General features: G+C 51.1%; 22 protein-coding genes. All 22 read right to left on the reverse strand.

All coding sequences use genetic code 11. The features are described 5' to 3' along the window. A partial coding sequence (locus ACLQ7H_RS06645; protein WP_411751989.1) for a type VI secretion system accessory protein TagJ occupies window positions 1–652 on the reverse strand: 652 nt, incomplete at its 3' end. Window positions 653–669: 17 nt separating this feature from the next. Continuing rightward, window positions 670–1,605 (reverse strand): type VI secretion system-associated protein, encoded by a 936-nt coding sequence (locus ACLQ7H_RS06650; RefSeq protein WP_411751990.1) that lies wholly within the window; start codon window positions 1,603–1,605, stop codon window positions 670–672. A gap of 56 nt (window positions 1,606–1,661) precedes the next feature. Then, entirely contained in the window at window positions 1,662–2,444 is a 783-nt protein-coding gene (locus ACLQ7H_RS06655; protein WP_411751991.1) for a PP2C family protein-serine/threonine phosphatase, read from the reverse strand. Continuing rightward, window positions 2,441–4,249 (reverse strand): type VI secretion system-associated FHA domain protein TagH, encoded by a 1,809-nt coding sequence (gene tagH, locus ACLQ7H_RS06660; protein WP_411751992.1) that lies wholly within the window; start codon window positions 4,247–4,249, stop codon window positions 2,441–2,443. The genes ACLQ7H_RS06655 and tagH overlap by 4 nt, the downstream gene beginning before the upstream one ends. A 208-nt stretch (window positions 4,250–4,457) precedes the next feature. After that, complete coding sequence (locus ACLQ7H_RS06665) at window positions 4,458–4,940, reverse strand: Hcp family type VI secretion system effector (protein ID WP_411751993.1); 483 nt, start codon at window positions 4,938–4,940, stop codon at window positions 4,458–4,460. Between the two features lie 300 nt (window positions 4,941–5,240). Then, window positions 5,241–5,624, reverse strand: a complete 384-nt coding sequence (locus ACLQ7H_RS06670) for a Rap1a/Tai family immunity protein (protein ID WP_411751994.1) — start codon at window positions 5,622–5,624, stop codon at window positions 5,241–5,243. A gap of 226 nt (window positions 5,625–5,850) precedes the next feature. Continuing rightward, window positions 5,851–6,324 (reverse strand): hypothetical protein, encoded by a 474-nt coding sequence (locus tag ACLQ7H_RS06675; protein ID WP_411751995.1) that lies wholly within the window; start codon window positions 6,322–6,324, stop codon window positions 5,851–5,853. Further along, window positions 6,321–6,746 (reverse strand): type VI secretion system amidase effector protein Tae4, encoded by a 426-nt coding sequence (locus ACLQ7H_RS06680; RefSeq protein ID WP_411751996.1) that lies wholly within the window; start codon window positions 6,744–6,746, stop codon window positions 6,321–6,323. The genes ACLQ7H_RS06675 and ACLQ7H_RS06680 overlap by 4 nt, the downstream gene beginning before the upstream one ends. 257 nt (window positions 6,747–7,003) lie before the next feature. Then, a complete protein-coding gene (tssC, locus tag ACLQ7H_RS06685) occupies window positions 7,004–8,506 on the reverse strand; it encodes a type VI secretion system contractile sheath large subunit (protein WP_411751997.1) in 1,503 nt (500 codons plus the stop codon). A gap of 3 nt (window positions 8,507–8,509) precedes the next feature. Further along, window positions 8,510–9,046, reverse strand: a complete 537-nt coding sequence (gene tssB, locus ACLQ7H_RS06690; protein WP_411751998.1) for a type VI secretion system contractile sheath small subunit — start codon at window positions 9,044–9,046, stop codon at window positions 8,510–8,512. 128 nt (window positions 9,047–9,174) lie between these two features. Next, on the reverse strand, window positions 9,175–10,197 hold the full coding sequence (tssA, locus tag ACLQ7H_RS06695; RefSeq protein ID WP_411751999.1) for a type VI secretion system protein TssA: 1,023 nt from the start codon (window positions 10,195–10,197) through the stop codon (window positions 9,175–9,177). Window positions 10,198–10,223: 26 nt separating this feature from the next. Continuing rightward, window positions 10,224–10,943, reverse strand: a complete 720-nt coding sequence (gene tagF, locus ACLQ7H_RS06700; RefSeq protein ID WP_411752000.1) for a type VI secretion system-associated protein TagF — start codon at window positions 10,941–10,943, stop codon at window positions 10,224–10,226. Window positions 10,944–10,960: 17 nt separating this feature from the next. Continuing rightward, on the reverse strand, window positions 10,961–14,599 hold the full coding sequence (gene tssM / locus ACLQ7H_RS06705; protein ID WP_411752001.1) for a type VI secretion system membrane subunit TssM: 3,639 nt from the start codon (window positions 14,597–14,599) through the stop codon (window positions 10,961–10,963). Then, the gene (locus tag ACLQ7H_RS06710) at window positions 14,599–15,810 is read right to left on the reverse strand and encodes a DotU family type VI secretion system protein (RefSeq protein ID WP_411752002.1); all 1,212 of its coding nucleotides are present in this window, start codon (window positions 15,808–15,810) and stop codon (window positions 14,599–14,601) included. Before ACLQ7H_RS06710 ends, tssM begins: the two co-directional genes overlap by 1 nt. 3 nt (window positions 15,811–15,813) lie before the next feature. Continuing rightward, entirely contained in the window at window positions 15,814–17,160 is a 1,347-nt protein-coding gene (gene tssK, locus ACLQ7H_RS06715) for a type VI secretion system baseplate subunit TssK (protein WP_411752016.1), read from the reverse strand. 38 nt (window positions 17,161–17,198) lie between these two features. Continuing rightward, the gene (gene tssJ / locus ACLQ7H_RS06720) at window positions 17,199–17,729 is read right to left on the reverse strand and encodes a type VI secretion system lipoprotein TssJ (protein ID WP_411752003.1); all 531 of its coding nucleotides are present in this window, start codon (window positions 17,727–17,729) and stop codon (window positions 17,199–17,201) included. A 26-nt stretch (window positions 17,730–17,755) separates the two neighbouring features. Next, window positions 17,756–18,262: a hypothetical protein gene (locus ACLQ7H_RS06725; RefSeq protein ID WP_411752004.1), complete on the reverse strand. Its 507-nt coding sequence runs from the start codon at window positions 18,260–18,262 to the stop codon at window positions 17,756–17,758. A 39-nt stretch (window positions 18,263–18,301) separates the two neighbouring features. Continuing rightward, window positions 18,302–18,694, reverse strand: a complete 393-nt coding sequence (locus ACLQ7H_RS06730) for a DUF4150 domain-containing protein (protein WP_411752005.1) — start codon at window positions 18,692–18,694, stop codon at window positions 18,302–18,304. A 4-nt stretch (window positions 18,695–18,698) separates the two neighbouring features. Continuing rightward, window positions 18,699–19,307, reverse strand: a complete 609-nt coding sequence (locus ACLQ7H_RS06735) for a DUF3540 domain-containing protein (protein WP_411752006.1) — start codon at window positions 19,305–19,307, stop codon at window positions 18,699–18,701. Between the two features lie 11 nt (window positions 19,308–19,318). Then, entirely contained in the window at window positions 19,319–20,389 is a 1,071-nt protein-coding gene (locus ACLQ7H_RS06740; protein ID WP_411752007.1) for a pentapeptide repeat-containing protein, read from the reverse strand. Further along, window positions 20,386–22,926 (reverse strand): DUF2169 domain-containing protein, encoded by a 2,541-nt coding sequence (locus ACLQ7H_RS06745; protein WP_411752008.1) that lies wholly within the window; start codon window positions 22,924–22,926, stop codon window positions 20,386–20,388. The genes ACLQ7H_RS06740 and ACLQ7H_RS06745 overlap by 4 nt, the downstream gene beginning before the upstream one ends. Window positions 22,927–23,035: 109 nt before the next feature. Further along, entirely contained in the window at window positions 23,036–23,422 is a 387-nt protein-coding gene (locus ACLQ7H_RS06750) for a DUF3592 domain-containing protein (protein ID WP_411752009.1), read from the reverse strand. Between the last annotated feature and the right edge of the window lie 3 nt (window positions 23,423–23,425).

The raw sequence follows: 23,425 nt of genomic DNA on the forward strand, positions 1-23,425 counted from the left end.
GGTAACGGACCGGCAACTGGCAAACTTGTTCACGCCCATCGACTAAACGAACCAGAGCGTGGCTCCAGACCAGATCGATCACACTTTGCGGTGCCTGGAACTGGATTTCGGCAATGGCGGTGAAGGGTAGCCAGTAATAGCCTCCATTCAAGGCTAACTCACAGATTGGCCCCAGGCGTCCATCTCCGTCCGTCAGCCAGCTAAATGTGTCGGTTTTCTGCTCGTCACCGCTGGTGCAGGTAAGTTGGCCGCTGCTGACCATGGCCTCTTCCAGCGCCCGATCGCGCACGGTTTCAGCCTGGCCGATTTCACCCCGTAAGTCATGGTGTAATGCCCGGAGCATCTGCGTCATCCAGCTTTCTGCGGTGTTTAGCCACATAGGCGTTGCCTGGCCGGCGAACACCGCCTGACGCTGTAGCTCTGCCTCTACAGACTGCATTAACAAATAGGTTGTTGGCTGAGCGATAGGTTTCAGGGCTTGCCAGGATTTTAATTGCATTCTGGCCCGTTGCCAGTTGCCCATCAGGCACAGTAACTGCACCAGTGCGGCACGTAGATCGGCATCGGTTGGATGGGCTCTGATATCGGTTTCCAGTTGGACAATCGCGTCGCTTAGGGTGTTTTCCTGCAACATTCTTGTTAAAGATTTCATAATATGTTCCTTTTAAATCAATAGGTAACATTATTAATGGACAGGTAGCTGCCGCTGGCGGGATCAACACGCTCAACCGCCAATGTTTCTACTAAGCGGAAGGTGAAAGGCATCCCTGGTTTGGTAACCAATGGCCGCCAGGCACTGTGGACGAGCATGACTTTCTGACCGACTTCAACTTGATCGGCTGCCTGCTCGCGTGCCATTTCAATAATCACCTCACCCTGGAATGCCCAGGCGTGTGATTGCCGGTCAAAGGGCAACACCAGGAAATTGTCCGAGTCCCCGAGGATCAGGCGTTGGGCATTGACACTGACCACTCTTAGCGGACGATCGCCCGTAGTGATATTGAGCAGCGGATATCCCTGATAAAAGACGACGTTTTGCGTCTGTTTGGCACCGTCCAACTGGATGATAATCGTGCCATGCCCGTTTAATAAACCATCGGTATCGCAGTGAAGTGCATCAGAACTGGGGATGAATATTGTGCTGTCGCTGGCCAGGTCGTTCCAATAGGTGCGGAACTGGCAGCCTTGTGGTAGCGCAAAAGACGCAATCGTGTCTGTGGTGGCTAAAGGCGAAGTCACGGCAACCGCTGCCGGAACGGTGCTACCAGATGATTTAGCCGCCTCAGGCGGCTGGACCACCGGTTTCCACTGTTGATTTTTTTTCGCATTGCCTGACGCTATTTTATTTCCCTGTTTGTCGGCCAATATCCAGGGGAGTTCTGCCACCTTGGGGCACTGTTTTTCTAACAGGCTACCCACACGTGGCAGAAAATCGCTCAGGATCTGAGCGTCTTTACTCTGTGCCGAGGTGATGCGCAGCGGGATGCTGTTTGCGCACCAGCTTTCGGGTTTGCTGTTATTGACATCATCAATGAAGACTTCAAGTTTCAGGGTAGGGGAGTGTACCAGCCGGTAATTTTCAGCGTGTACAGCAGGTATCATCATCAGGGCAATAATCCCGGGTATCCAATATTTCATAGTAGGCCTTGGCGTAATTCGAATTACTTGTGGGAAAGAAAACGCTCAGCATCGGTGAGTGAGTGCAACAAGGTGGTTTCTTGCGGCGATCCAATCCAGACGGCAATTGCACTGTAGTTATCAGAGCTGGTGGCATTGCCGTTTTTATCCCAGGCTTGCTGCATCAGAGAGAGCCATTCGCCGGGGGAGTTCACCATATGTAGCGACTGCTCCAGCTCGTCTTGGGTAAAGTTGTGCCAGAAGCCGTCGGTACAGAGCAGGAAAACGTCGCCGTCCTCCAGTTGCAGTACGTCGCCATAGGTAGCGTCACGCTCCTCACTCAACCCTAAGGCGAAGTACAGGAGATTGCTGTTGATCCCGTTGGTTTGATAACCCGCATCCGCCATTTGTTGAACCAGGCTGTGGTCGCGAGTCGTGGCATAGACATAGCCACGGCGAAACAGATACAGGCGGCTATCACCTGCATGCGCCCAGTAAGCGAGTTGGTAATCGCGATCGATAAACAGGCTCACTAACGTGGTGCCCATCTTGCCGTATTGGGCAGATTGCAGCTGTTGTTGGCGGATAGCATGGTTGGCATGGGCAATATATTGGCGGATGCTTTGAGCATCCATGTGCTTTTCACCATCAAAATTCAGCAAGATGGTATCGCGAGCCACTTTGGCTGCAATCTCTCCACCGGGCAGACCGGCAATGCCATCGCAGACCACAAAACAGGCGGAGCGAGGACCGACTACCTCACCGATCTGATCTTGATTGGTTGCGCGTTCTCCCTGATTGGAGGTCGAGGCTATAGTGATATTCATTGATCATCCGGTTTAGTCTGTGAGTCTTTGTATTGGTTTACTTCGACACCATAGGCATGCAGGAAAGCCTCACCAAACAGAGTATGGAAATCATCCTCAAGTTCACCGGAGGTTTGCTGATAGCTTTTAACGAAGTAATCCCACAGTGCGGCTTTACGGCTGGAGGGGAAAGTCAGCCGGGGTAGGGCACCTTCATGGCGGGCTTCCTCTTCCAGGCGTTCTGGGTTAAAGGATTGCAACATGGCGGCGATAAGCGCCCGGATACCGGCGATCATACCTAGCTGGTGAGCCTGCAGGTCGATCAGCGCATCTCGTACCGATTGTTCTGGTGGCATAAAACCAGGCATTTTGCTGCCAAACATTTGCATCAGCACGGTTTTGCCTGAGGGTAATAATTTGAACGGGTTATTGGCTTCATCCAGGATCATGGTCATTTCGGCTTTCACACCGCGTTTAAGGATGGAGCGGGACGAGAGCAAGGCAACCGTACCCTGTGAAAACAGACTTAACAATCGGCCAACCTGATGTAGCTGTTGCTCGTCAAAGTGTGGCTGTGTTTGTAAGTCATCCAGCCCGAGCCCTTGCAGCAGCGCGCTGAGTAATGGCCCTTCCAGCATTTCACCATTAGAGGCCGGAGCGCTTTGTGGCTGCTCTGCCGAGTAGGCGACAGGATCGATCCCTAAGCGATTTCCTAACCGACTCCCTGAGTGATGACGGGGGTGTGCTGGCGCAGCCGGTGTTTGAAGCTTGGGCGATTCAGGTTGGGGGATCGCAGCCGATGGCGCGGGTTGCTGATGCAACGATGGTGCTTCCGGTACCGGCCTTGATATCACCCCTTGCTGGCTGGTGGGGGCTGTAGGCGTCGGCACTGCGGCTAATACAGGTTCTGGTGTCGCGATAGGGTGTTCCGGCATGGGAGATAATGGAACTTCTGCCAAGGGTTCGGCACCAGTGATCATCAGGCCCAGCGGGTCATCGCTGTTTTGGGAGCCAGACGCGATGGGCGATGACGATACGCCAAACAGAGCCAGGGGATCCAGTTCTTGCTCATCAGCGTGATTTCCCCTTGAGGGAGTCGGTTCTGCAGTATGCTTGGGCGAACGATTCTCCGCCAGCAGGGCGCTAGGCGTGCTATCGGCCAGAATAGGGTCCCGGTCGAATGTGGTGTCAGAATTGAATAACGTCGCCGGGTCGGTCTGTCTGGATTGCAACTGGTGCAGTTCAATATTGTTGGTCAGTTGTTCCAGCGGGTTGTTCGGGTTCAGCTCAACGTGTGGCGTGTCCAGTAAGGGGTGATGATTTTCGTTATACGCGGCCAGCGCGGGCGGAGTCTCTTCTGGCGTGAATTCTTGTATCAGGCTATCCCAGATTTCATTGGGTACAGTTGCCGCGTTTGGCTGCTTTGCGGGGGGAGCAACGGTTGGCTTGATATCTATGGTGCCAGTAACTGAGGGGGCCACGGCCGGAGCAGAAACAGGAACTACGGGTTGCTGCAGGCTGCTGACCTGAATTTGATAGTCATCGATCCCCAAGACGTCTCCATCCTGCAATTCAACCTGGCGGCCACGTTCCAGTGGAATATTATTAAGCTGTACGTTGGTCACATTGCCACGGTTGGTGATCCGGCATTCACCCTCAGCTGAAATATGTACGATTGCCTGTAAGCGAGATATTGCTCTTTCTTCGTCCGGCAGCACCAGATTATTATCCACGCTACGGCCTATTGTTCCGCCAGGCGGCAGAAAATCACAGCTACTTTGTGGCGGCACCTGACCATTTTTATTTTTTACAATAGAAAATCGCATAAGGCATTCCTGCTGATTAAGGTGTAATGCAATGTCGTATTAATGCTGGTGGCTTAATGATATAAATCATCGATTTTAATTGCATTTAACGGTAAATGGGTTCTCGTGTACGATACAGACTGTTGCGTCAGTAACATGCCTAACTTGGTCAAAACGACATTATTCAATAGATAAAAAACCTCCCCGTAAGGGGAGGTTTTTTGTGGTGTTAAGACTCTTTGTTTTCTTTGATATTCCAACCGGCGCTGCTTTCCGCACCTTTACCGCCTTTATCGCTTTGCTCCCAGTATTGCTGTTTAACTTTCGCTGCCTGGAAGGCGTAATTTACGCCAACGGTATCCTCACCATCAGAACCGGTGTATTGCACAGAGGTAACCAGTACATCCTCCAAGGTGATTTTGACATACTCAACCTGGCCACCACCGGCTTTACAGATAGAAAGTTCAATTTTACCCAGGTGCTTACCGCTGGCGCAGTGTTTTAACAACGCTGGCGTTGACTTATCGACCAATGCATTAACATGCAGATCGTTAAAGCAGACTTTACCCGCCCCGCCTCCGCCACCTACACCCATATTACCTGGCTGAGATGCACCCCAAGAAAAAGAAATAATGTCGGTCCATCCTTTATGGTTGGAGTCTTTTGATTCACCGTTGGCACCTTCAACCTTCAGGAACATATCAATAGCCATGATTTTTCACTCTTATTAAGTTTTGAGAATATCAACTTGCGTTGAAACGTTCAGGCAATAGCAGCAGGAGTTATAATTTTGGTAATGAAAATCGTGAATGTCCATGTGCTATGCACCCATTAAATACCGATTTAACTGTCGGTTCGGTTATTAAGCTTGATGTTTCAGGTCAATATCAAGCTTAACTTATTGCGCATTGAATAATTAAAGTTACTCAATGAGAATGCCTTGTGCAGATTTTTTAATTTTGATATGCGCGTATTTCTACATTTTTCCAACCTCATTCTGGCCACAACGGCTTCATCGATTTCCTCCTTTGCATGGGAAATTTTTCACCATTGCAGCTTCAATCAGATCCGATGCTCTTAGCGTCAATTGTTCATGAGGCAGTTTTTTAAAGTATTCGAATACAAACTCCTGCAGGGTGATGGTTTGCAGTTGGCTATACTGGCACCAGACTTTGCCTTCAGTAGCATCCAGCACTCCCAACAGATAAAGCTGGACCTTCTCTTTTTCCTGCTGGTTTGTACCACGATATAAATTGAAAAAGTCTTCACCTTTCAGATTAACGTCATCGGGGGTTAAATGCTGAATCGGGGCTTGCTGAGCCTGAACAGTTACCTGAGCCGCAATGAAGAATAGTATTGCCGCCAATGATGTCAGGTAATAAGGTTTTTTTCTCATAATTTAAATCTCTGACGGTTTATACCCGTCGTCTTTCAAGCTGCAGCGTTGTTACCTGCGCTTACACACCCCAGTCACTTACTCAAGTAAGCTCCTGGGGATGAGTAAGCTTGTCGCCTAGCTGCAACTTGAAATCCATAGGGTATAGAATTTATCTACTTAATATAAGTTGTAAAACGGCGATTGGGGGCACCTGTTCGCTTGCTGAAATTATATCGTCATATATTTAATGACTTAGCATCCAATAATTTTTCTCATCGGTGCCCTTGTCTTTACAAAGTAATAAATTATTCAATTTTTTCTCGCTAATACTAAAATGAGTGCCATCAAAAAGCAATCCTTGACCTTGCATTCCACACTGTATCTCCGGGGGAAGATTCCAGGTTTCCCGTTCGTCTTTCGTTACCGGATTACCAGAAATAATGAATGTGGCTTCGATGTTTACATCGGAGTAACGATATTTTTGTGGCTCTGCGTTTATGTTACGCAGAAAATAACAAGGTGTTGTGAGCGTTAAAGGATATATTTTTTTTACCGTGGAAGATGAAATATTCAACTGGCAATGGTCTTTAACCTGTGCCAATGCTATTTCATGACCTTTAAACGTAAAGTTATCGGTGACAACTTCTGTCGCATAACAAGGGTTGCTAAATAAGTAAAATAAAACAGCAGAAATAGTGTGTTTTTTTACTCTTGTCATAATAACTCCCAGAACCAAACTTCAGTTCCCAAGGTAAAATAATCAGGGCTTCCCCCTTTCATTAACATTTTACTGCCATCCCAAACATCAATGTGATCGGTAGAACCCCATCCATCTTTAATGAATACGATACCTTTTTTACCAATATAATCATTCTGGCTAACTTTCTTTTTCTTTGCGACCTTTCCAACCAGATCTTGTCTGCTCAACAACCAATTGGCTAACTCTTGTGCCCGAAGAATATGTCTGGGGCTATGCTTGAAGTTTTGATAACACTTGGCCCCGTGGAAAGTGTGAATATTAATGCCGGACTTCTCTAAAGCGACACCCATTCTTATCGCACATTGATTAATAAAAGTGCTATCACAGGGGCTATCAGGATAAGGATGGTTATTCCAAAGTTGAGTGAATGATAGTGCCATAGTCGTCCTTGATTATAACCAAGTAGGTCAACATGTATACCCTTATTACTTGAAGTTGCAGCGCAATTGGCTGCGTGCGCTCATCCCAGTCATTTACTGGAGTAAGCTCCTGGGAACTCACGCTCTTACGGCCTAACTGCAACTCCAAGTACTTTGGGTATAGAGTTTTTCGGTTAAATATAAAGTGTTTAAATAAAATTGAAGTGTTTTTATCTTTTATTTATGCCGGGCTGCATACCACAACCCGACACCGTCAATTATGCTTCGTTCTGTTTCAGCGAAGGCAGTTTTGAGACCAGACGCAGTGAGACCGTTAAACCTTCCAGTTGATAATGCGGGCGCAGGAAGAATTTAGCGCTGTAGTAGCCCGGGTTATCTTCGATTTCCTCCACCAGAACTTCGGCTGCAGCCAGGGGTTTGCGTGATTTGGTTTCTTGTGAGGAGTTGGCCGGATCCCCATCAACGTAGTTCATTATCCAATCATTCAACCAGCGTTCCATATCGTCGCGCTCACGGAAAGAGCCGATTTTGTCACGAACGATACACTTGAGATAGTGCGCGAAGCGACAGCAGGCAAACAGGTAGGGCAGCCGTGCTGAAAGCTGTGCGTTGGCCGAGGCGTCCGCGTCATAATACTCTGCCGGTTTTTGCAGTGATTGAGCGCCGATAAAGGCGGCAAAATCAGAGTTTTTACGGTGTATCAGCGGGATGAAACCATTTTTAGCCAGTTCGGCTTCACGACGATCGCTGATGGCAATCTCCGTAGGGCACTTCATATCGACACCGCCATCGTCGCTTGGGAAGGTGTGACAGGGCAGATTTTCTACCGAACCGCCGGACTCTACGCCGCGGATTGAGGTACACCAACCGTATTCCTTGAAGGAACGGTTGATGTTGGCCGCCATGGCATAGGCTGCGTTGGTCCAGGTGTAATGATTGTGGGTGGTACCGTCGGTCTCTTCCTCAAAATCGAACTCATCAATCGGATTAGTGCGAATACCGTAGGGCTGGCGAGCCAGAAAACGTGGCATGGCCAGGCCAAGATAACGTGCATCCTCAGATTCTCGCAGGCTGCGCCAGGCAGCATATTCGGTGTTTTGGAAAATTTTCGTCAGGTCGCGCGGATTGGAGAGTTCTTGCCATGACTCCATCTGCATCACGCTGGGGGCGGTACCGGTGATGAACGGGCAGTGGGACGCCGCGCCAATCTTGGCCATCTCACCCAGCAATTCGACGTCTTGCGGGCTGTGGTCAAAAAAGTAGTCTCCAACCAGGCAGCCAAAGGGTTCCCCCCCAAACTGACCGTATTCTTCCTCGTAGATTTTTTTGAATACCGGGCTTTGATCCCAGCCCACGCCCTTATGGCGTTTCAGCGTGCGCCCTAACTCCTTTTTGGAAATGCTCATGAAGCGGATTTTCAGCATTTCATCCGTCTCGGTGTTGTTGACCAGATAATGCAGGCCATGCCAGGCACCTTCCAAGGTCTGGAAATCTTCGTGGTGGATAATTTTGTTGATCTGTTGCGAGAGCTTCTCGTCAATTTCAGCGATCAACGCCTGAATGGTGCGGTAGGCATCGGCAGAAACCGTGACCGTATTTTCCAATGCCTGGTGGGCTAACGTTTTTACCGCGATTTCTACGGCTTCTTTGGCCTGATCGGTTTTTGGCCGAAACTCTTTATTCAACAGCTCACTGAATTCATCGCTGGAGAAAGCTTCGGTGGTCTGCAACGTTTGTTGCTGCTGAGGCGAGTTACTCATCGATTAATCCTTACGTTCGTTGTTGTCATCTTTTGCGGTAGGGTTGGGGGCTTTACTCAGGGATTTCAGCAGCTCGGGATTTTGCAGGATCTGGGAGATCAACTGCTCTGCGCCGTTCTTGCCATCCATATAGGAAAGTAGGTTGGAAAGCTGAGTGCGTGCTTCCAGCAGGTTATCCAGGGCATCAACTTTGCGGGCGATAGCGGCGGGTGAAAAATCATCCATGCTTTCAAATGTGAGATCAACGTTCAACTGCCCATCGCCCGTCAGGGTATTTTCTACCTGGTAGGCAACGCGCGGCTTCAATGACTTCAGGCGTTCATCAAAGTTATCAATATCAATCTGCAGGAATTTACGCTCATCGACGCTGGGCATCGGCTCAAGCGGCTTACCCGTGAGATCGGCCATCACGCCCATGACGAAAGGTAACTGGATTTTTCGCTCGGCACCGTAGATTTCAACGTCGTATTCAATCTGTACACGCGGTGCGCGGTTACGGGCAATAAATTTCTGTCCACTACGGGATTTCGAGTTTGACATGGGTTACTCCGTCTAATGATTATCAAGAACGTTTCCATCCTGTGGGATAGAAAGGGTTCTAATTCTGGCCTGCCCCATCGGGACAGGCTGTTACAGGTGAGAAAAGCGCTCAAAGAGCCATCGGGCGGTCAGTGATTTTCTTCATTTCCTGGCATGCCCAGAATGGTCTCTACCTGGCTAACACCATCGGGAGCCAGATCGCGAACGATTTGCATAAAGTCCAGCGTGATCAGCCGTTGCACCCGGTCAATCATCAAGGGAGCAGGATGGCTGGGTTCATGTTGGTTAAAGTAGTGCTTCACCTTGTCCAGCATGAGCCGGGCATCGTCGCGCGACTGGATCTGAACACTGTGCCAACTGAAAGCCGGGGCGTTGGGTGACGCAGGTGTTATTGCCGTTGTGGGTACCTCCAGCGGGGTCTCCGCTGGGAGCGGAGCTCCAACCGTTGGCCGACAGGCCTGGGCGAGCGTGCGGAACAGGTGCAACAGACTATCCATCTCCGGCAGCGCGTTTTCTCCCAGATGACGAGAGATTTCAGCGCGGAGATCATTCAAGGTCTGATGTAGCGTGATGAGGATTTGGGATACCGGCTGTGACTCTTGCGCGAGTTCTTCCTGCAAACGAGCACGCCCGCCCGGGAAGCCAGGATACTCCTGTTTGCTGCCATCCAGCAGAGCACAGGCGTCGCGGAGCGAGATGTCACTGGACGCGCTTTTCAGCAGGCTGGCGGTGCGAATGCAGGACGTCAGTTGGGTTTTATCGCCCAACCCGGCCAGCACATTGATACGAAATAGGGGATCAATTTCACCGTCAAAATCCAGCGGTGGCAGTAATGTTTCCCAATAACGTACCAGCGCTTGATGGATCAGCATCAAACCGTCCGCATAGCCAGGCAGGCCACGGATTTGTGTCCAGGCTTGTGTGAGTTTGAACATCACTCGCAGATCTTTGGTGCGCGTCAGCAAGGTGATAGCCAAACGTTCAACTTGCATCCAGTCAGGCGATTCAGCCGGAATAATGGTGCTACCGAACTGTTGTTCGGCTTTCCCTATTGAGGCTTTATCCATCGCCAGAAAGTCGGCGTCATACTCTAGGTTATCGCCACAAGGAGCATCACTGCTGATTGGCGCTAAAAGGATATCGATATCCATACCGTTTACCTTTAAAGAAAATACGTTTAATCAAACAGCTGAGGATACTGCCCACCACGGCCAGGCCTTGACCAGCCGTTGGGGTTAAACAGTAATGAAAACAGTTGCACGGTAAGGTTGCCACTGTGGACGTGAGTATAAAGTGGGTGGCCATCGGCTTGATTGGTCCACCAGAAACTGCTGTATTGTGCAGGCTCAAAGCAGTCGGCAGCCTGTTGCCACATCAACCTGTTTTCTGGCTGATGCGGTAAACCGATAATGGATAAAATATCTGACTCCTCCTCGGCGACGGGGAGGGGGAGTTCTGGAATGGCGAGCAGCGCATGATCAATTTGCTCCGCAGAGAAACCGTTGCGTACGCCATTCAGTAATGTATGACCGAGTTGGTTGTACCAATTAGCGGCGATATTCAATTGCTGTTTTCGCCAATCATGCAGATCCCACAGGCGCATGGCACAGACCGGGTAATAGCGGCCAACGCGATCGCGGGCAGGCAGCAAACACCCCATCTGTACATACTGATTACCCAGAGGGGCGGGTATGACAAAATTCCACACGGGAGCATAACCGAACGGGTGTTTGCCGTTGTCTGGCAATTCATGTTGCAGATTCAGCAAACCGCTTTGAAACCAATGGGCCCAGCGGTTAATCACCGCATTGGGCAAACGGCGCTGCAGGAAGTCACCCTCAGCTGGAATTTTTCCATACCAGCCAATAGGCGTCGTTAGGTTTAGGTTGCGATCCATCGTCATCTCCTTTCGGGCTACGGGCAGGAAAACGCGGGTAGCTGGAAAGGATTTCGAATGCTGTTGGGGGTAAATTCCAACGTCACGCTATGCCCATCCAGATTAAATGTAGCCTGACGGCTGAGATTATGGCCGCCAGCAACTGACTTTGCCCGGTCAACCATACGGTTTAACGCCCACGGCCCGCTGGTCACCATGCTGGCGGTCGTGCCATTAGCCAGTGACAATTGCAAATGCACCTGATTGGTATTGCGGATGCCCGGCCAACTCACCACCAAAGGAACCTGTGGGCCGTGACTGTACTTGAACAACTGGCCATCAATATCCAGCGTCAGGTTCAGGATGTCGTTGTCCATACGTACCGGGCGTACAGTAACCCGGTAAGAGGGTACCGCAGTACCGTTGGCAAAGAAGGCATCTCTAATGCGTTGTGCCTGTTGAAACGAGGGCAGAATGCCCGCTCCGCCGGGTAAGGTTTTACCATCTACGCCTGGGGTAAATCGCCAGGCAGGGCGAGTGGTGTCGACTTTGCCCTGGAGGTTGTCACGAAAAAAATTGTCCATCAGGCCAGTATTGGGCGCAAACATCCGGGCCAGATCGTCAGGCGTTACATCCTGCGCTGAACGGGGATTCAGCGGGTAACGACCTGCGATAGCCTGGTGGCAGAAGCTGCTCACCTCGACATTGATGCGCTTTTTGACATTCTCCATTTCCTTGCGCTGAGCATCGCTACTGGCCCCAATGGCCAGCGACAGCAACATCTGTTTGAAAGGGGTGGGTAAGCGCCCTGACTCGGCCTGTAACCGCGGAATAATATCGCTGGGTGGTACCGCCATACCGCTGTTGGTTGCCCCTTGAACGGCGGTCAGATAACTGTAAAGGTCATCGACCTGTTTGAGGACCGCATCAAATGGGATGGCCTTGTTACCTTCTCCCTGGCTCTGTGCCAGCTCCAAGAGGGGAGCAAAGTGTGCCATGACAACCTGCTCCGGTTGTGTAGACACATCACCATCGGCATTGGCTGGGCGGGTGGAAAATAGAGCTTCCAGCGTATTATTGGCGCCCTGATTTAATTTGTCCCCGGCTTTCCCTAGCAACGAGCGCTGGTCAGCGTCACTTTTCTCATCACGCAACGTGACGTATTTTCTTATATTAACCAGTAGGTTGCGCATTGGGGATGGGTTGCCCGAAAGCAAACGTGCGCTGTTTATGCGCTGGCTCAACTCACTGATATTTGCCAGCCGTATATCCGTCAACAGTTCATCCCAAACGGTAATAAAATCCTGCATATAAAGCTGGCGAACCGTTTTCGTCAGGTCGCTGCTTTTTTGTGCGGATGCCGTTTGGGTATTCAGCACCCAGATATCCTCTTGGCGCAGCGTTTCCGTTACCTGATTGATATTATTATCAAACGCTTTCCAATAGCCCTGTGGCGTAAAAAGCCCAGGTATGCCATCGGTCACCGGTTTGCCACTTTGGCGTGAAAAAGCCAACTCCGCCTGTGGCCCAGCCAGATCGACCAGGCTGACCGGTTTGATCTCGGTTTGCTTTAACAGTAAACGCTTCAGGCGGCTATAGACCCGCTGAGGGAGGGGAGAGCGCCCCAGTGCGGATTGAGCCTGTGCCACCAACGCTTCATCTTTGGCATAAGGCGATGAGTGAATTTGACCATCAAGTAGTTGGGCCAAGTGCCACTCCAACTGCTGTAACTGTTGCTGGGTCACACCTTGGCGCAGATTGCGTTGCAGGTTAAGCATGACCCACGCACGCAGAAATTCACCGTCATATTGCTTTGGCAGATAAAGCATTTGGTAAGCTTTTAACGCTTCGTAGCTGAAGTCCGCATCGCTGTGATTATCATGGCGTAATGTAGTGGTTATCTGTTGTGCGACCTGTGGTAGCAGCAGCTCTTTCAGTGCCTTTTGGTATAACGCATTGCTGGCATTGCTAATCTGAGTGCCCCGATACAATCCCATGCGGTAAGAGAAGGAGGGATCTTGCAATGAAAAATGCTGGCTCTCCGGCAGGTTCAACATGCTATTAAGGAACGGGAGCAACGTTAACATGTCCCCCGAACCCAGTTGAGTCAGCCCCTGCCCCTGGCGCTCCAACTGTGGCACTTTGGCGGTGATCTCTGTCAGATATTCTTGGTTATTGCCATAACTGGTGAACCAGGCTCCCCCCAGTATCACCAGAATGGCACCCAGAGAAATATAGCCAACCCAGTGCAAAGCCCGATTACGGTATTCCCACCAGCGGTTACTGCCTGCCAGGCCAGACTCTTGAAACACCACCGTTTCCAGCATGCCTTTCAGGAAAAAACTCTGCCCTTTGGTTGCCGGTATCGGCGCTTCATGACTGAGATTGTTCCAGTGGGTATCAGCCTGGTCTGCTGATTGGTTGGGGGACAGTTTCAAATAACGATTCAACTCGCCCATAACGCGGTCAAAAGGCAATCCTTCCTGAGTCCCGCTGGTAAAATAGATACCGCGTGGTGTGAAACAGGTTTCAAAATTGGATCGGGTGAAAACGATATCCAGATATTGGCTCAGGAAGGGGCGTAAGGCCGCAAACTCCTGTGGGAACAGATAGCACTCGGCTCGTTGCCGAGCATCGTGTTCTAGCAGCAAAGTCTCTGGCAGGGCAGCATCCAGCCGTTGCTGCAGCAGGGTATATTGTGATTCTAAAGCCTGCTTGAGAGCAAAGTCTGCCTGACGGGCCTGTTCATAAGGGAAGGTAAATCCCCAGATTTGATCGCGCTGTGCTTTATCAAACCTGCTGAAATAGGCCATGAAGCCATTGAGCAGATCGGTTTTGGTGATCATCACATACACAGGAAAGCTGATACCCAGTTGTAGGTGCAGCTCGATCAACCTTTTGCGCAATGCGCCAGCCTGAATGGCCAACGACTCGCTACTTTCAGTCAGCAAGTCTGCCACGCTGATGGTAATAATTACCCCGTTGATAGGTTGGCGTGCACGGTATTTTTTTAACAGTTCAACGAAGCTTTTCCACTCCCCGGCGTCCTCGGTACGCTGGCTCTCCTGCGTGGTGTAACGCCCAGCGGTATCCAGCAAAATAGCCTCATTGGTAAACCACCAGTCGCAGTTACGCGTGCCACCGACACCACGCAGGGCTGATTTCCCAAAGCTATCTGCCAGTGGGAAGTGCAGACCTGAGTTGATCAGCGCGGTTGTTTTGCCCGCGCCGGGAGCGCCGATCATGACATACCACGGTAATTGATAGAGGTACTGGCGATTAAAGCGGTTCAGCCAAGGGTGCTTGTCACCCGGGCCTGATTTGAAGCGGGCTTTTTTTAACAACTGTACCGCTTCATCAAAACGCTGTGACAGTTGGGGATCCTGCTGGGGCAGGGCCTTGGTTTCCCCTTTGGGGACTTCATTGGCTGCCCGTAGGTTACTCAGCAACCGGCTGTTGAACCAGATACTGTAAATACGGGGAATGATGCGGTATAGGATCCACAACAGATAAATAACGCCGATAGCGATCTGTCGATTAAGTTCTGGCTCTAAGGGCCGGTAGTCGCCGATAGCGACCAGTGGGCCGATCGCCCAGATAACAAAGGCTAACGCGGTAATACCAATCGCGCCCCATAACAGGCGACTGGTTATGATGGAAAATAACGTACTGAGCATTATTGTCCGCTTCCTTGCTGCAATCGGTTGAGTTCTGCCTGCGTATTTCCTGGCGCAACCAACAGGGTGATTTCGACCCGGCGGTTTAATGCCCGGTTCTCTTTACTGTTATTTGCCGCGATCGGATTGCTTTCGCCGCGGCCTTCAGTTTTTACCCGCTGTGGATCATCCAGATATTTTTGTAGCTGTAGCGTGACCGACTCGGCGCGCGCCAACGAAAGCTCCCAGTTGGAGGCGAAACGGGCACTGCGGATAGGAATGTTGTCACTGTATCCGGTCACCAGAATTTTGCCGCTGACCCCATTCATTGCGCGAGCAATCCGCTCAATGAGTGGAAGATAGGCTGGGCGCAAGGTCGTTGCCGCTGAGTCAAACAGTCCATCACCTTTGAGGATCACCACGCTTTGCTGGGCTTCATCACGGACGGTAACTAGACCTTCGGCAATCTCTTTGCGCAGAAAACCTTTCAGATCCAGCAACGGGGGAGATGCGGGAGCCGGGTTGCTGATAGTTATTTGCGGCAGATTGGTCTGATAAATAGAGGCCAGTACTGGAGACATCGCATCATCAAGGCGCCAATTGAGAACAATGAAAAACAGCGAAGCAAGAAAACCCGCCATCGTAGCGCAGGCCCAGAGTGGCACCAACGGGCGCCATTGTTTTTGCAATACGGGGAGATCCAGCGCGTTTGGCGATAGTGCGGCGCTATAACCGCCACGCACCGAACGTATCAACTGTAATAGGCGCTGCTTGATGGTTTCTAACTGGGAACGGCCATTTTCGATAACCCGATAACGGCCTTCAAAACCCAATAACAAGCAGTAATTGATCAGTTCCAACAGTTGAATATGTATACGTGGGTTCTGTGAAAGCTTTGCCAGCAGTTGGAAAAACTTTTCTCCGCCCCAGGTTTCATTATGGAAAGTCACCAGTAGGCCACTGCCAGACCAAACGCTGTTACTGCCCCAAGGGGTTGAGGCAGCGGCTTCATCCAGTGCGGTACACAGACAATAGCGAGCACCGATGATGATTTCATAAGCCAGATTCTCCCTTTGTGCTCCGACCTCGAAACGGCGTATTTCATCAATCAGTTGCAGGCGTAACTGCGTCGGATCCGCATGGGTTGCCGACTGCCGGATCTGTGAAATAGCATTGAGCAGCGGGTTAGCGGTGTTGAGCAGCGGGTTGTCCCATTGGGTTGCTTGAGTCATAAATCACCGTTCCGTATGGTTGCGAATCGCCCAGAATTCCATTTCCAGCCCAGGGAAATCACCGGCCAGATGAAGGGCGAATGCACTGGATTTCTCCATCTCTTTCCACTGCTCGCCCTCTTTTTCCAGTTCGAAATAGGTGTATCCCGCATGGTAGGGGATCTGGCGCGGAGCGGCCGGCATGGTGCGCAAACCAATACCGGGTAACTGGAACTGAACCAGATCGCGGATACGTGTCACCGAGGCGATTTTCATTTGGGCCGGGAAACGACTCAGCAGGGCGTCCATCGTCACGTTGGCCCGCACCGCCAGGACGAAACCAAAATCGGACATCATCTTGGTATCCTGAACGGTTGCCACGTTTAACCCATGCGAACGTTCTGTCAGCAGTAGCTGAATGGCGTTGTCTTCCAGCACCACCGAAAGCCCCTGGCGCAACATCAGCATCAGTTTGCTAAAGCCGAGCGCCAGATTGTCGTGGTTATACACCGGCAGATTGCTTTCTGAGGTGCGCGTTGCAGAGAAACTGCTGAGTTCAGTGGCAAACTGCAGCCACTCGGCAAACAACCGTTCTGGATGAAGGTGGTCAAGCGTTCTGGCGTGGCCAACTTGCCCCAGATGACGGTTAATTAACTGCAACAGCATGAAATCGGCGATCTCTGAGCTTCCTGCTCGCCCTGACTGCAACAGGCGTTGGCTCATCTGCTGGCTACGTTGGGTCAATAGACCTTGCAGGTCATTAATGAAGGTCTTCAGTACCGGGCTACCATGACAATTAAGCATCGGAGGGATGAGTGTGGGATCGAGGCGTAAATTATTGTCATTGTTCCGTTCTTGTACCAGGCAAACTGTCAGCGCGCTCCATTCCGGGTTGAGTTCACTTTCTCGCATCAGGCGCAGTCGTAACTGACCAAACTGCACTGCGGCACTGCCCACGGCGATGGTATTCAAATCGTTGACGTCGGTCTCATAGGCCAGATAACGAGCCAATGCTCCAGATTCCTCCTGAAAAATGACTTCTTCACGCCCTGCTCGATAGGTGGGTAAGGCCAGCACCACTCTCTCACCCACCTGGTTATCGGCGATCTCCAATGCGGGCAGAATTTGTTGTGCGCCAGAGAACCCAAACGGAGTGCCATCCGGCATGATGCCGCTGGCGGCGTTGAGTGCAACTTTACCTTGGCGCAACAGCGTTTGATCCAATTCCAGCGTCAAAAATCCCCAAAAATAACCACAGTGCGCCTGCCCCCAACGTTTCACATAGTTTTCGAGATAATTTTCAGCCTGCTGGAAATGGTGGGGCCGCAAAAACATGCCTTCTGTCCAGACCACCTTATGAGCATTTTTCATCATCGTCCCTAATTGTCATTGTGTTTCAGCAACACGGATTACTGGCTCTGGTCTTCGACTGCCTGTAGACCGCTCACACCCGCCACGACATGAGCGGCCAATTCATCAGGAGATAATTGCCATACCTTGTAGAAGTTGGTTTCGGTGGGCTCGGGTAGTGGCAACGAGATACGCCATGTTTTACCGTCCAGCTCCCGGTATTCAGCAATAATGCCGATATGACGGGCCTCCAGCGTACTTTTTCCAGCCAGCGTTTTGCCCTTTTGCCCAGGAGTCAGGAAGAATTGATCGCTATCGAGCAGGCTGTTACCGAGCACGCTTTTCGCATCGTTCTGCAGAGTAAAGAAATCTGTTTCCATAAACTCCGCATCGGAACGTAACAGCAAGACGCGGACTTTGATCGGGGCAGGGGGTTGCCCGGTGACGCTGTTGATCTGCGGGTCTGCATCAAAGGTCAGGCTGTAGCGCGAGGGCACGCTTTTAGCAGAGGACATACAACCACCCAGCATCAATGCGGCGGAAATCAGCAGCAAATGCCAACAACGCTGGACGGGGTGTGATTTGATCATGATATTTCTCGTCACTACGGTATGGGTTATTCAAGGATCCAGGTGTCGGACTTGCTGTCTTTACAGGCTTTGCTGTTATTACCTACGGTTACGCACTTTCCAGCGCTCTTGGTGGTATTGGCACGGCGCGCGCGAGGGCGATCTTTAAGCACCGTCGCCCGGTATTCACTTTCGACTACCCCGGCGTTCCCCTGGATATAACCAATAAGCTGCCCTTCATTTTCCATTGCAATGGCCAGCCATTTGTTTTCAACCTCGCCCAAGACAAAGAAGGGGGTGGCATTCTCCAGTTGACTGAGCACTTTGCCGTTGTAGCCGGGTTTGCTCATGATGCTGGCGCTGTACAGGCTGCGGTATTGCTCATTAATGGGCTGGAATTGCTCCGGTGGAGAAATAATGGCCCGGTGGGTTAATGTCACCCCATTAACCTTATGGCTAACCAATGTGTCATCAGTGATCGCCGGCTCTGAGTGTGGCGTACAGGCGGAGAGGAGTAGGGCAGAAAGCAGTAGCAGCGAAATCCGTATTTTCACAATGGCCTCGAGGTAAATTTGGGGGGAATGAATAATTTGTCAGCACGCAAGCAGCAAGACTTTCAACTGGCTGGGTACGGTACGCATACCGACCATATTTGTTGAGTTCTGTAGGCTAACGCTGGTCAGGCGTGTTGCCGGTGTCCCTTTAAACAATACGGTAAACGCTGCAGTAACATGGCGCGATGGACCCATTACCGTTCCCGAGGCCACCCCTGTTGCTATGCCAACGTTGTCGCCATTGGTGAGCGGGGTTACCGTGGCCATGTTATGGGCTGGCATCCCCATGAGTAGGATGTTGTAGGCGACCGGTATAGCGGTTGGGCCCATGGCGACGTCGGGATAAGGGATCGGCGTTGGTGTTGGGGTTGGCGTCAGGCAAACATCGGGAAACGCCAGATCGACCCCCATCAGTTGGCAGTTGGCAAACATGGTATTACCCCATATGGATCTGTTCTGAATCGATTTTGGTAATGGCGTTGGAGGTGATAACGGTGTTCTGTGCATGCATACGCAGATAGTCCTCGGCCTGCATATCCAACTGACCTGCGCGTACCTGTTCCATTTGCGTGGTTTTGCGCAGCAGTCGGTGGCTGATTTGTGTTACCGCTTGCCAGACCGATTCGCACTGTTTACCGACGATGCGAGACAGGCTAACCCAGGCGGTGAGTGATTCACCGCTGTAGTTCATGGCATCAATTTGACAATCGCTGGTTTTTGCCGTGATGTTCAGCGCTTGGCTAGCCAAGCTGAGATTGCCCCCGGGGGCAATCTGTAAATCGCCCTCGACGCTGAGTACGGCAGGGTGCTGACCTTCTGCCCGCTCCAGAACGGCCAGTAACCACAACTGCCCTTCAACGCTGGCGATCAGTACGCGATCGCCGAACTCTGGGGTCATCAGGCAACTGGCAGCACGGCGGCAATGCCAACCACGGCCTGCGCTCTCAACCATCATCGTACCGTCGTTGAGCAGGTTCACCACCTGCCCGGCGGCTTGTTGAGGCGGGGTTATGGGGAGTGTGTAAGAGGTTATTGCACTGGTCATGATAGTCCTTATCAGATTCGGCTCTGGCGCTGAGCGCTCCAGGTTTCTGCTGCCAGCAATTCAGGGTCGTTCTCCAGAATTCCTTGGCGATCGGAAAAGTGAGAGCCAATTTGGTGAGCGCGATGAAAGCGAGTGCGCATAAAATGCGCTTGGCGAAAATCGGCGGCTCTAACGTCCGCGTAAGAAAAGTCGGCGTAGGTCAGATCGCTGCTATTAAATGAGGTTTCCGCTGCGCGCACCTGCTGTAATACCGTCTGAAATAATCTGCAATGAGATAAATCAGCGCGATCCAGGTTGGCCGAGACAAAAATAGCCTGATCGAACCGGCTGTGCTGGCAGCGAGCATCGGCCAGATTGGCGCTGATGAACAGAGCCTGGCTGGCATTGACGCCTTGAAGCAGAGCTCGTTGTAGCGAAGCGCCTTTAAAATTGCATTGGATAAGCTGGCAATGGGAGAAATCAGCCTCATCCAGCTGGTTGTCAGTGAACTGACAGCCCTGAAAATGCTGACGCTGATAGTTTTTACCCCGCTGATCGCATTCGAAGAATACTGCCCGATCGAACTGGCTGGCAGCAAAATCGGTTTCGCGCAGATCGAGGCGGAAGAAGGTTGTCAGTAGGCAGTTTAGGTTATCCAGCTTTGCCTGCGCCAGTGACGACTGGTAAAAAGTGACCCGATCCAAATGGGCATGGCTGAAGCTGGAGGCTAGCAATGACCCCTGCATAAACTGTGTTTTATCATGCTGGCTGTGGCTGAAGTTGGCGTTATCCAGCAGGCATTGGTTAAAGACACATTCGGTGATGGCGGTGTGATTAAATTGGCTGTTGGCCAGCTCGCACTGATTGAAAATGGTTTGTTTCAACCTGGCTTGAACGAAGCGGGTTGCGGTCAGTTGGCATTCACTGAATACGGTCTCATGCAGATTGGCCCCGCTGAAATCTACGCCACTAAAATCAACTTCGTTGATGATCCCACCGGAGAGATCCAACCCCGCCAGCGATTGACCCGCAAGAGAGACGTTTTGTACCGGTTCACCCTGCTTTATTTTTTGCTGAAATTCTGTGGGCGTCAGCGTCTTCATATCAGTTCCTTGTCACGCTTTGGCAGTGTTTTAGTCCGCTGGGTGTAAGCGCCATCAATCCTGGTGGTAGCATCAATGGTTGATTGCGACATATCGGTTCTAAACAGGTTGGCCCCGTGTAAATCAGCGCCGCTGAAATTACATTTTTGCATTAGCGCCCCCATCAGGTTACTGTCATTCAAGCTGGCTCCACGCAGGTCGGTACGCATAAACAGGCTGCCGACGGCATTCATTTTGCTCATATCAGCGCGCTGGCAGTTGGCCTCGCTGAGATCGCTGTTATCCAGTTTTGCCCGATGGAAAAACGCACCGCTTAATGGCATTTGCCGCAGGTTGCAATGGGTCAGCGTGGCATCACGGAAATCCGCGCCGTTGAGCAGGGTCTGTGCAGCAAAGGCGCAGGAAACCAGGCTGGCCCCCTGAAAATGGCTGCCATCTGCCTGGGTGTCGACCCAGGAACAACCCTCTAGCGTTGCATAGTCAAAGACGCTCTGCTCGAGAGTGCATTGGATAAACGCCACCTTGATAAGTTGGGCATGCGAGAAATCCATTGCTGGCGCGGTCAGTTCCATGAAAAGCGTGTTTTCGAGCCGGGCATGGTGAAAACGGCATTGGGAGAGATAAGTCTGGTACAGCATCAACTCCCCCAGCTTGGCGTTATCAAAGGTGCAGTTTTCCAGCAGCGTTTGGTGCAACTGGGTGCTTTTCAGGCTGGCAGCGCTAAAATCGCTGTTACGACATTGGGCCAGTGACAGACAGGCATCGTCCAGCATCGCATCGCGCAAAGAGGCCTGGGTGATATCTGCCCGTGCCAGCATGGCTGAACGGAAATTCACGCCATCCAGTTGGCAGTGGCTGAGGTTGGCGTTTTCCAGCAGGGCTTTCGAGAAATTCGCTCCACGTAGATCCATCCCGGAGAGATCGGCACCGGTGAAATCCAGCCCGCTGAAGTTTCCACCACGGCTCATCGTCACCTGAGCGCGGTTGCGGATAATCTGGGCGATATCCCCCGTTAATCTTGTGGCTGGCCCTTGTGCCTGTACCGACATCAGATACATTTGATGGAGAGAGTCCGCGGTTTGAGCCAGCTTTTTCTCTGACATGCCGTGTTTATTACGGTGGATCATATCCAGCATGCGGTGCATACTTTCAGGGCCTTTGGGGGCCTTATCAAGATCGTGCGGCTTATTTGGGTCGATCCCTTGTTTACGCATTTTTTCATACGCCTGTTCACGCATTTGCTCAGCCTGCAGTTCCATTTTTTCGACGAACTCGGCCAAGTCTTCCAGTGCTGGCAAAGCGACGGGTTCAAATGCAGGGATGATATCCTTGATATCTTGGCCCCGTTGTTCCAGGCGTTCACGATGTTCTTCACGCAGGCGTTGCTCGCGGTTTTGCATATTGCCGCGCATCGGGCTATCACTGACAGGGAGCTCGGTATCCAACCAAGGGCCGATGGCGCTTTCGGGGAGCAAGTCTTTTTCCCGGAACGCAAACAGGGCGCCTTTCTCCTTGTCCATGCGTTGGCGCAGCACCTTACGGTAGTGGCTGGCCGAGCGTGGCGAGCCATTGCGTTCCAAAGCGGGCATCAGCTGTAACACGTCGGCGGCATCATCTTCGTTAATCCGAGCGCTGCCGTGCCAGATCAGCAACATCTGCTCAAGATGCGGGAAAAACCAAACCGTGGTGGCTCGCAGAGCAATCTCTTCAAACACCTCTTCATCTCCCCGCTGCCGGTTGATAAAACAACGAGCACGCCAAGGGGGAAGGTTGCCTTCTTGCAATGGTTTTTCCGGGTGCATATTCCAGATGCGCCACGGTGCTTCAGGGGGGAGTGCATCAAGATTTTCCCACCACTGATCCTGCGGCGCGGCATTAAACAGACGCCAGTCAATATCGCTCGCAAAGCCAGGGAACTCATGCTGTAACCAGTGAGCGTCATACTTTTTACCGATGCGGGAAAAGCGGCGTGGCCACATCAGATCCAACGCACCGAAGCTCTCTGGCTCTGGTTTCTGGCGCGGAGAGGTAAGGCGATGCTGTAATGATTCGATATTGGGCAGGCGGTGAATTTGCGTGTTTTCAAATGATTCTGGACTTGCTCCGATCCCATGCGGATTTTCGGGGTATTCTGCCCCACCGAATGCACGGCTCCAGTCCAGACGCATCTGTTGAAAAGGGAGGGGGGAGGACGGGGTATTGTTAACCCAATGGCGCTCACCAAAGGCAACCAGCGTTTTTTCGCGCTGTTCTACCTGGATCCTTACCGCACAGGCGGTTTTATCCTCCTGATGCTGGGTGTAAGCGTAACCGGTGGCAAGGAATTCGGCACAAGCTTTGGGAATAGCCAAATCGACGACACCACCGCTGGTTTTCAACTCATTCTCAGCAAGTTGCCACAGCTCTGGCTCAGGGCGCAGGCGTGGGGTACTCCCCATATCGGCTAATGCCAACACGGAAACGCCAAGGTGGTTTTTTTCCTGCCATCGATAGGGGCGGTTTAGTATACTCAATCGTAGTGGTTTGATGACTTTCATTTTTATACGTCCGTGTCTACAGATGATTTAGAGGCATGTATGAGCTATTACCTGTTTGTTATTTTATTTTAAATTGCAGGTTAAAATATTAATGCGTTGCTTTTTATTGTTAATATTGACTCTCTATTCCATTTTCTAAAATTAGTACTTCTGTTGGTTTCTTAGAGTTGTAAATCACGTTAACTGTGGAGTTTGGGAAGTACTTACCATGTTCTAGGAAAGAGTTGCTCAGTGTTATCTCTAATTTTGAGTTTATGGTTTCGCCTTCATTTGTGTTAAAGTTAAATGATATTAATAAAGAAGGTTTACCATTGCGGTCAACAGATGTCCTTTTTGAGGATTGAATTGTTGCGATGGTTTGTATTCCTCCATTCGACAAGTTCTCATTTCTTTTTGTGAGTTTTTTAGTGTTTACTACGGCCGAGACGAGAATGTATATAATAATAACAGAGATTAATCCAGCAATAACTTTTGCTATCGGAATTATGATATCCATACT

The sequence above is a fragment of the Serratia sp. (in: enterobacteria) genome (assembly GCF_046715635.1).
Lineage (GTDB): Bacteria > Pseudomonadota > Gammaproteobacteria > Enterobacterales > Enterobacteriaceae > Chania.

Excerpts from the sequence above, each read along its gene's own strand:
- ACLQ7H_RS06740 (WP_411752007.1), bottom strand. The coding sequence starts at position 20,389 with ATGAAGACGCTGACGCCCACAGAATTTCAGCAAAAAATAAAGCAGGGT.
- tssM (WP_411752001.1), bottom strand. The coding sequence starts at position 14,599 with ATGCTCAGTACGTTATTTTCCATCATAACCAGTCGCCTGTTATGGGGC.
- tssK (WP_411752016.1), bottom strand. The coding sequence starts at position 17,160 with ATGAAAAATGCTCATAAGGTGGTCTGGACAGAAGGCATGTTTTTGCGG.
- ACLQ7H_RS06665 (WP_411751993.1), bottom strand. The coding sequence starts at position 4,940 with ATGGCTATTGATATGTTCCTGAAGGTTGAAGGTGCCAACGGTGAATCA.
- ACLQ7H_RS06675 (WP_411751995.1), bottom strand. The coding sequence starts at position 6,324 with ATGACAAGAGTAAAAAAACACACTATTTCTGCTGTTTTATTTTACTTA.
- tagF (WP_411752000.1), bottom strand. The coding sequence starts at position 10,943 with ATGGATCGCAACCTAAACCTAACGACGCCTATTGGCTGGTATGGAAAA.
- tssJ (WP_411752003.1), bottom strand. The coding sequence starts at position 17,729 with ATGATCAAATCACACCCCGTCCAGCGTTGTTGGCATTTGCTGCTGATT.
- ACLQ7H_RS06745 (WP_411752008.1), bottom strand. The coding sequence starts at position 22,926 with ATGAAAGTCATCAAACCACTACGATTGAGTATACTAAACCGCCCCTAT.
- tssC (WP_411751997.1), bottom strand. The coding sequence starts at position 8,506 with ATGAGTAACTCGCCTCAGCAGCAACAAACGTTGCAGACCACCGAAGCT.
- tssA (WP_411751999.1), bottom strand. The coding sequence starts at position 10,197 with ATGGATATCGATATCCTTTTAGCGCCAATCAGCAGTGATGCTCCTTGT.
- ACLQ7H_RS06710 (WP_411752002.1), bottom strand. The coding sequence starts at position 15,810 with ATGACTCAAGCAACCCAATGGGACAACCCGCTGCTCAACACCGCTAAC.
- ACLQ7H_RS06680 (WP_411751996.1), bottom strand. The coding sequence starts at position 6,746 with ATGGCACTATCATTCACTCAACTTTGGAATAACCATCCTTATCCTGAT.
- tssB (WP_411751998.1), bottom strand. The coding sequence starts at position 9,046 with ATGTCAAACTCGAAATCCCGTAGTGGACAGAAATTTATTGCCCGTAAC.
- ACLQ7H_RS06735 (WP_411752006.1), bottom strand. The coding sequence starts at position 19,307 with ATGACCAGTGCAATAACCTCTTACACACTCCCCATAACCCCGCCTCAA.
- ACLQ7H_RS06655 (WP_411751991.1), bottom strand. The coding sequence starts at position 2,444 with ATGAATATCACTATAGCCTCGACCTCCAATCAGGGAGAACGCGCAACC.
- ACLQ7H_RS06750 (WP_411752009.1), bottom strand. The coding sequence starts at position 23,422 with ATGGATATCATAATTCCGATAGCAAAAGTTATTGCTGGATTAATCTCT.
- ACLQ7H_RS06650 (WP_411751990.1), bottom strand. The coding sequence starts at position 1,605 with ATGATGATACCTGCTGTACACGCTGAAAATTACCGGCTGGTACACTCC.
- tagH (WP_411751992.1), bottom strand. The coding sequence starts at position 4,249 with ATGCGATTTTCTATTGTAAAAAATAAAAATGGTCAGGTGCCGCCACAA.
- ACLQ7H_RS06730 (WP_411752005.1), bottom strand. The coding sequence starts at position 18,694 with ATGTTTGCCAACTGCCAACTGATGGGGGTCGATCTGGCGTTTCCCGAT.
- ACLQ7H_RS06670 (WP_411751994.1), bottom strand. The coding sequence starts at position 5,624 with ATGAGAAAAAAACCTTATTACCTGACATCATTGGCGGCAATACTATTC.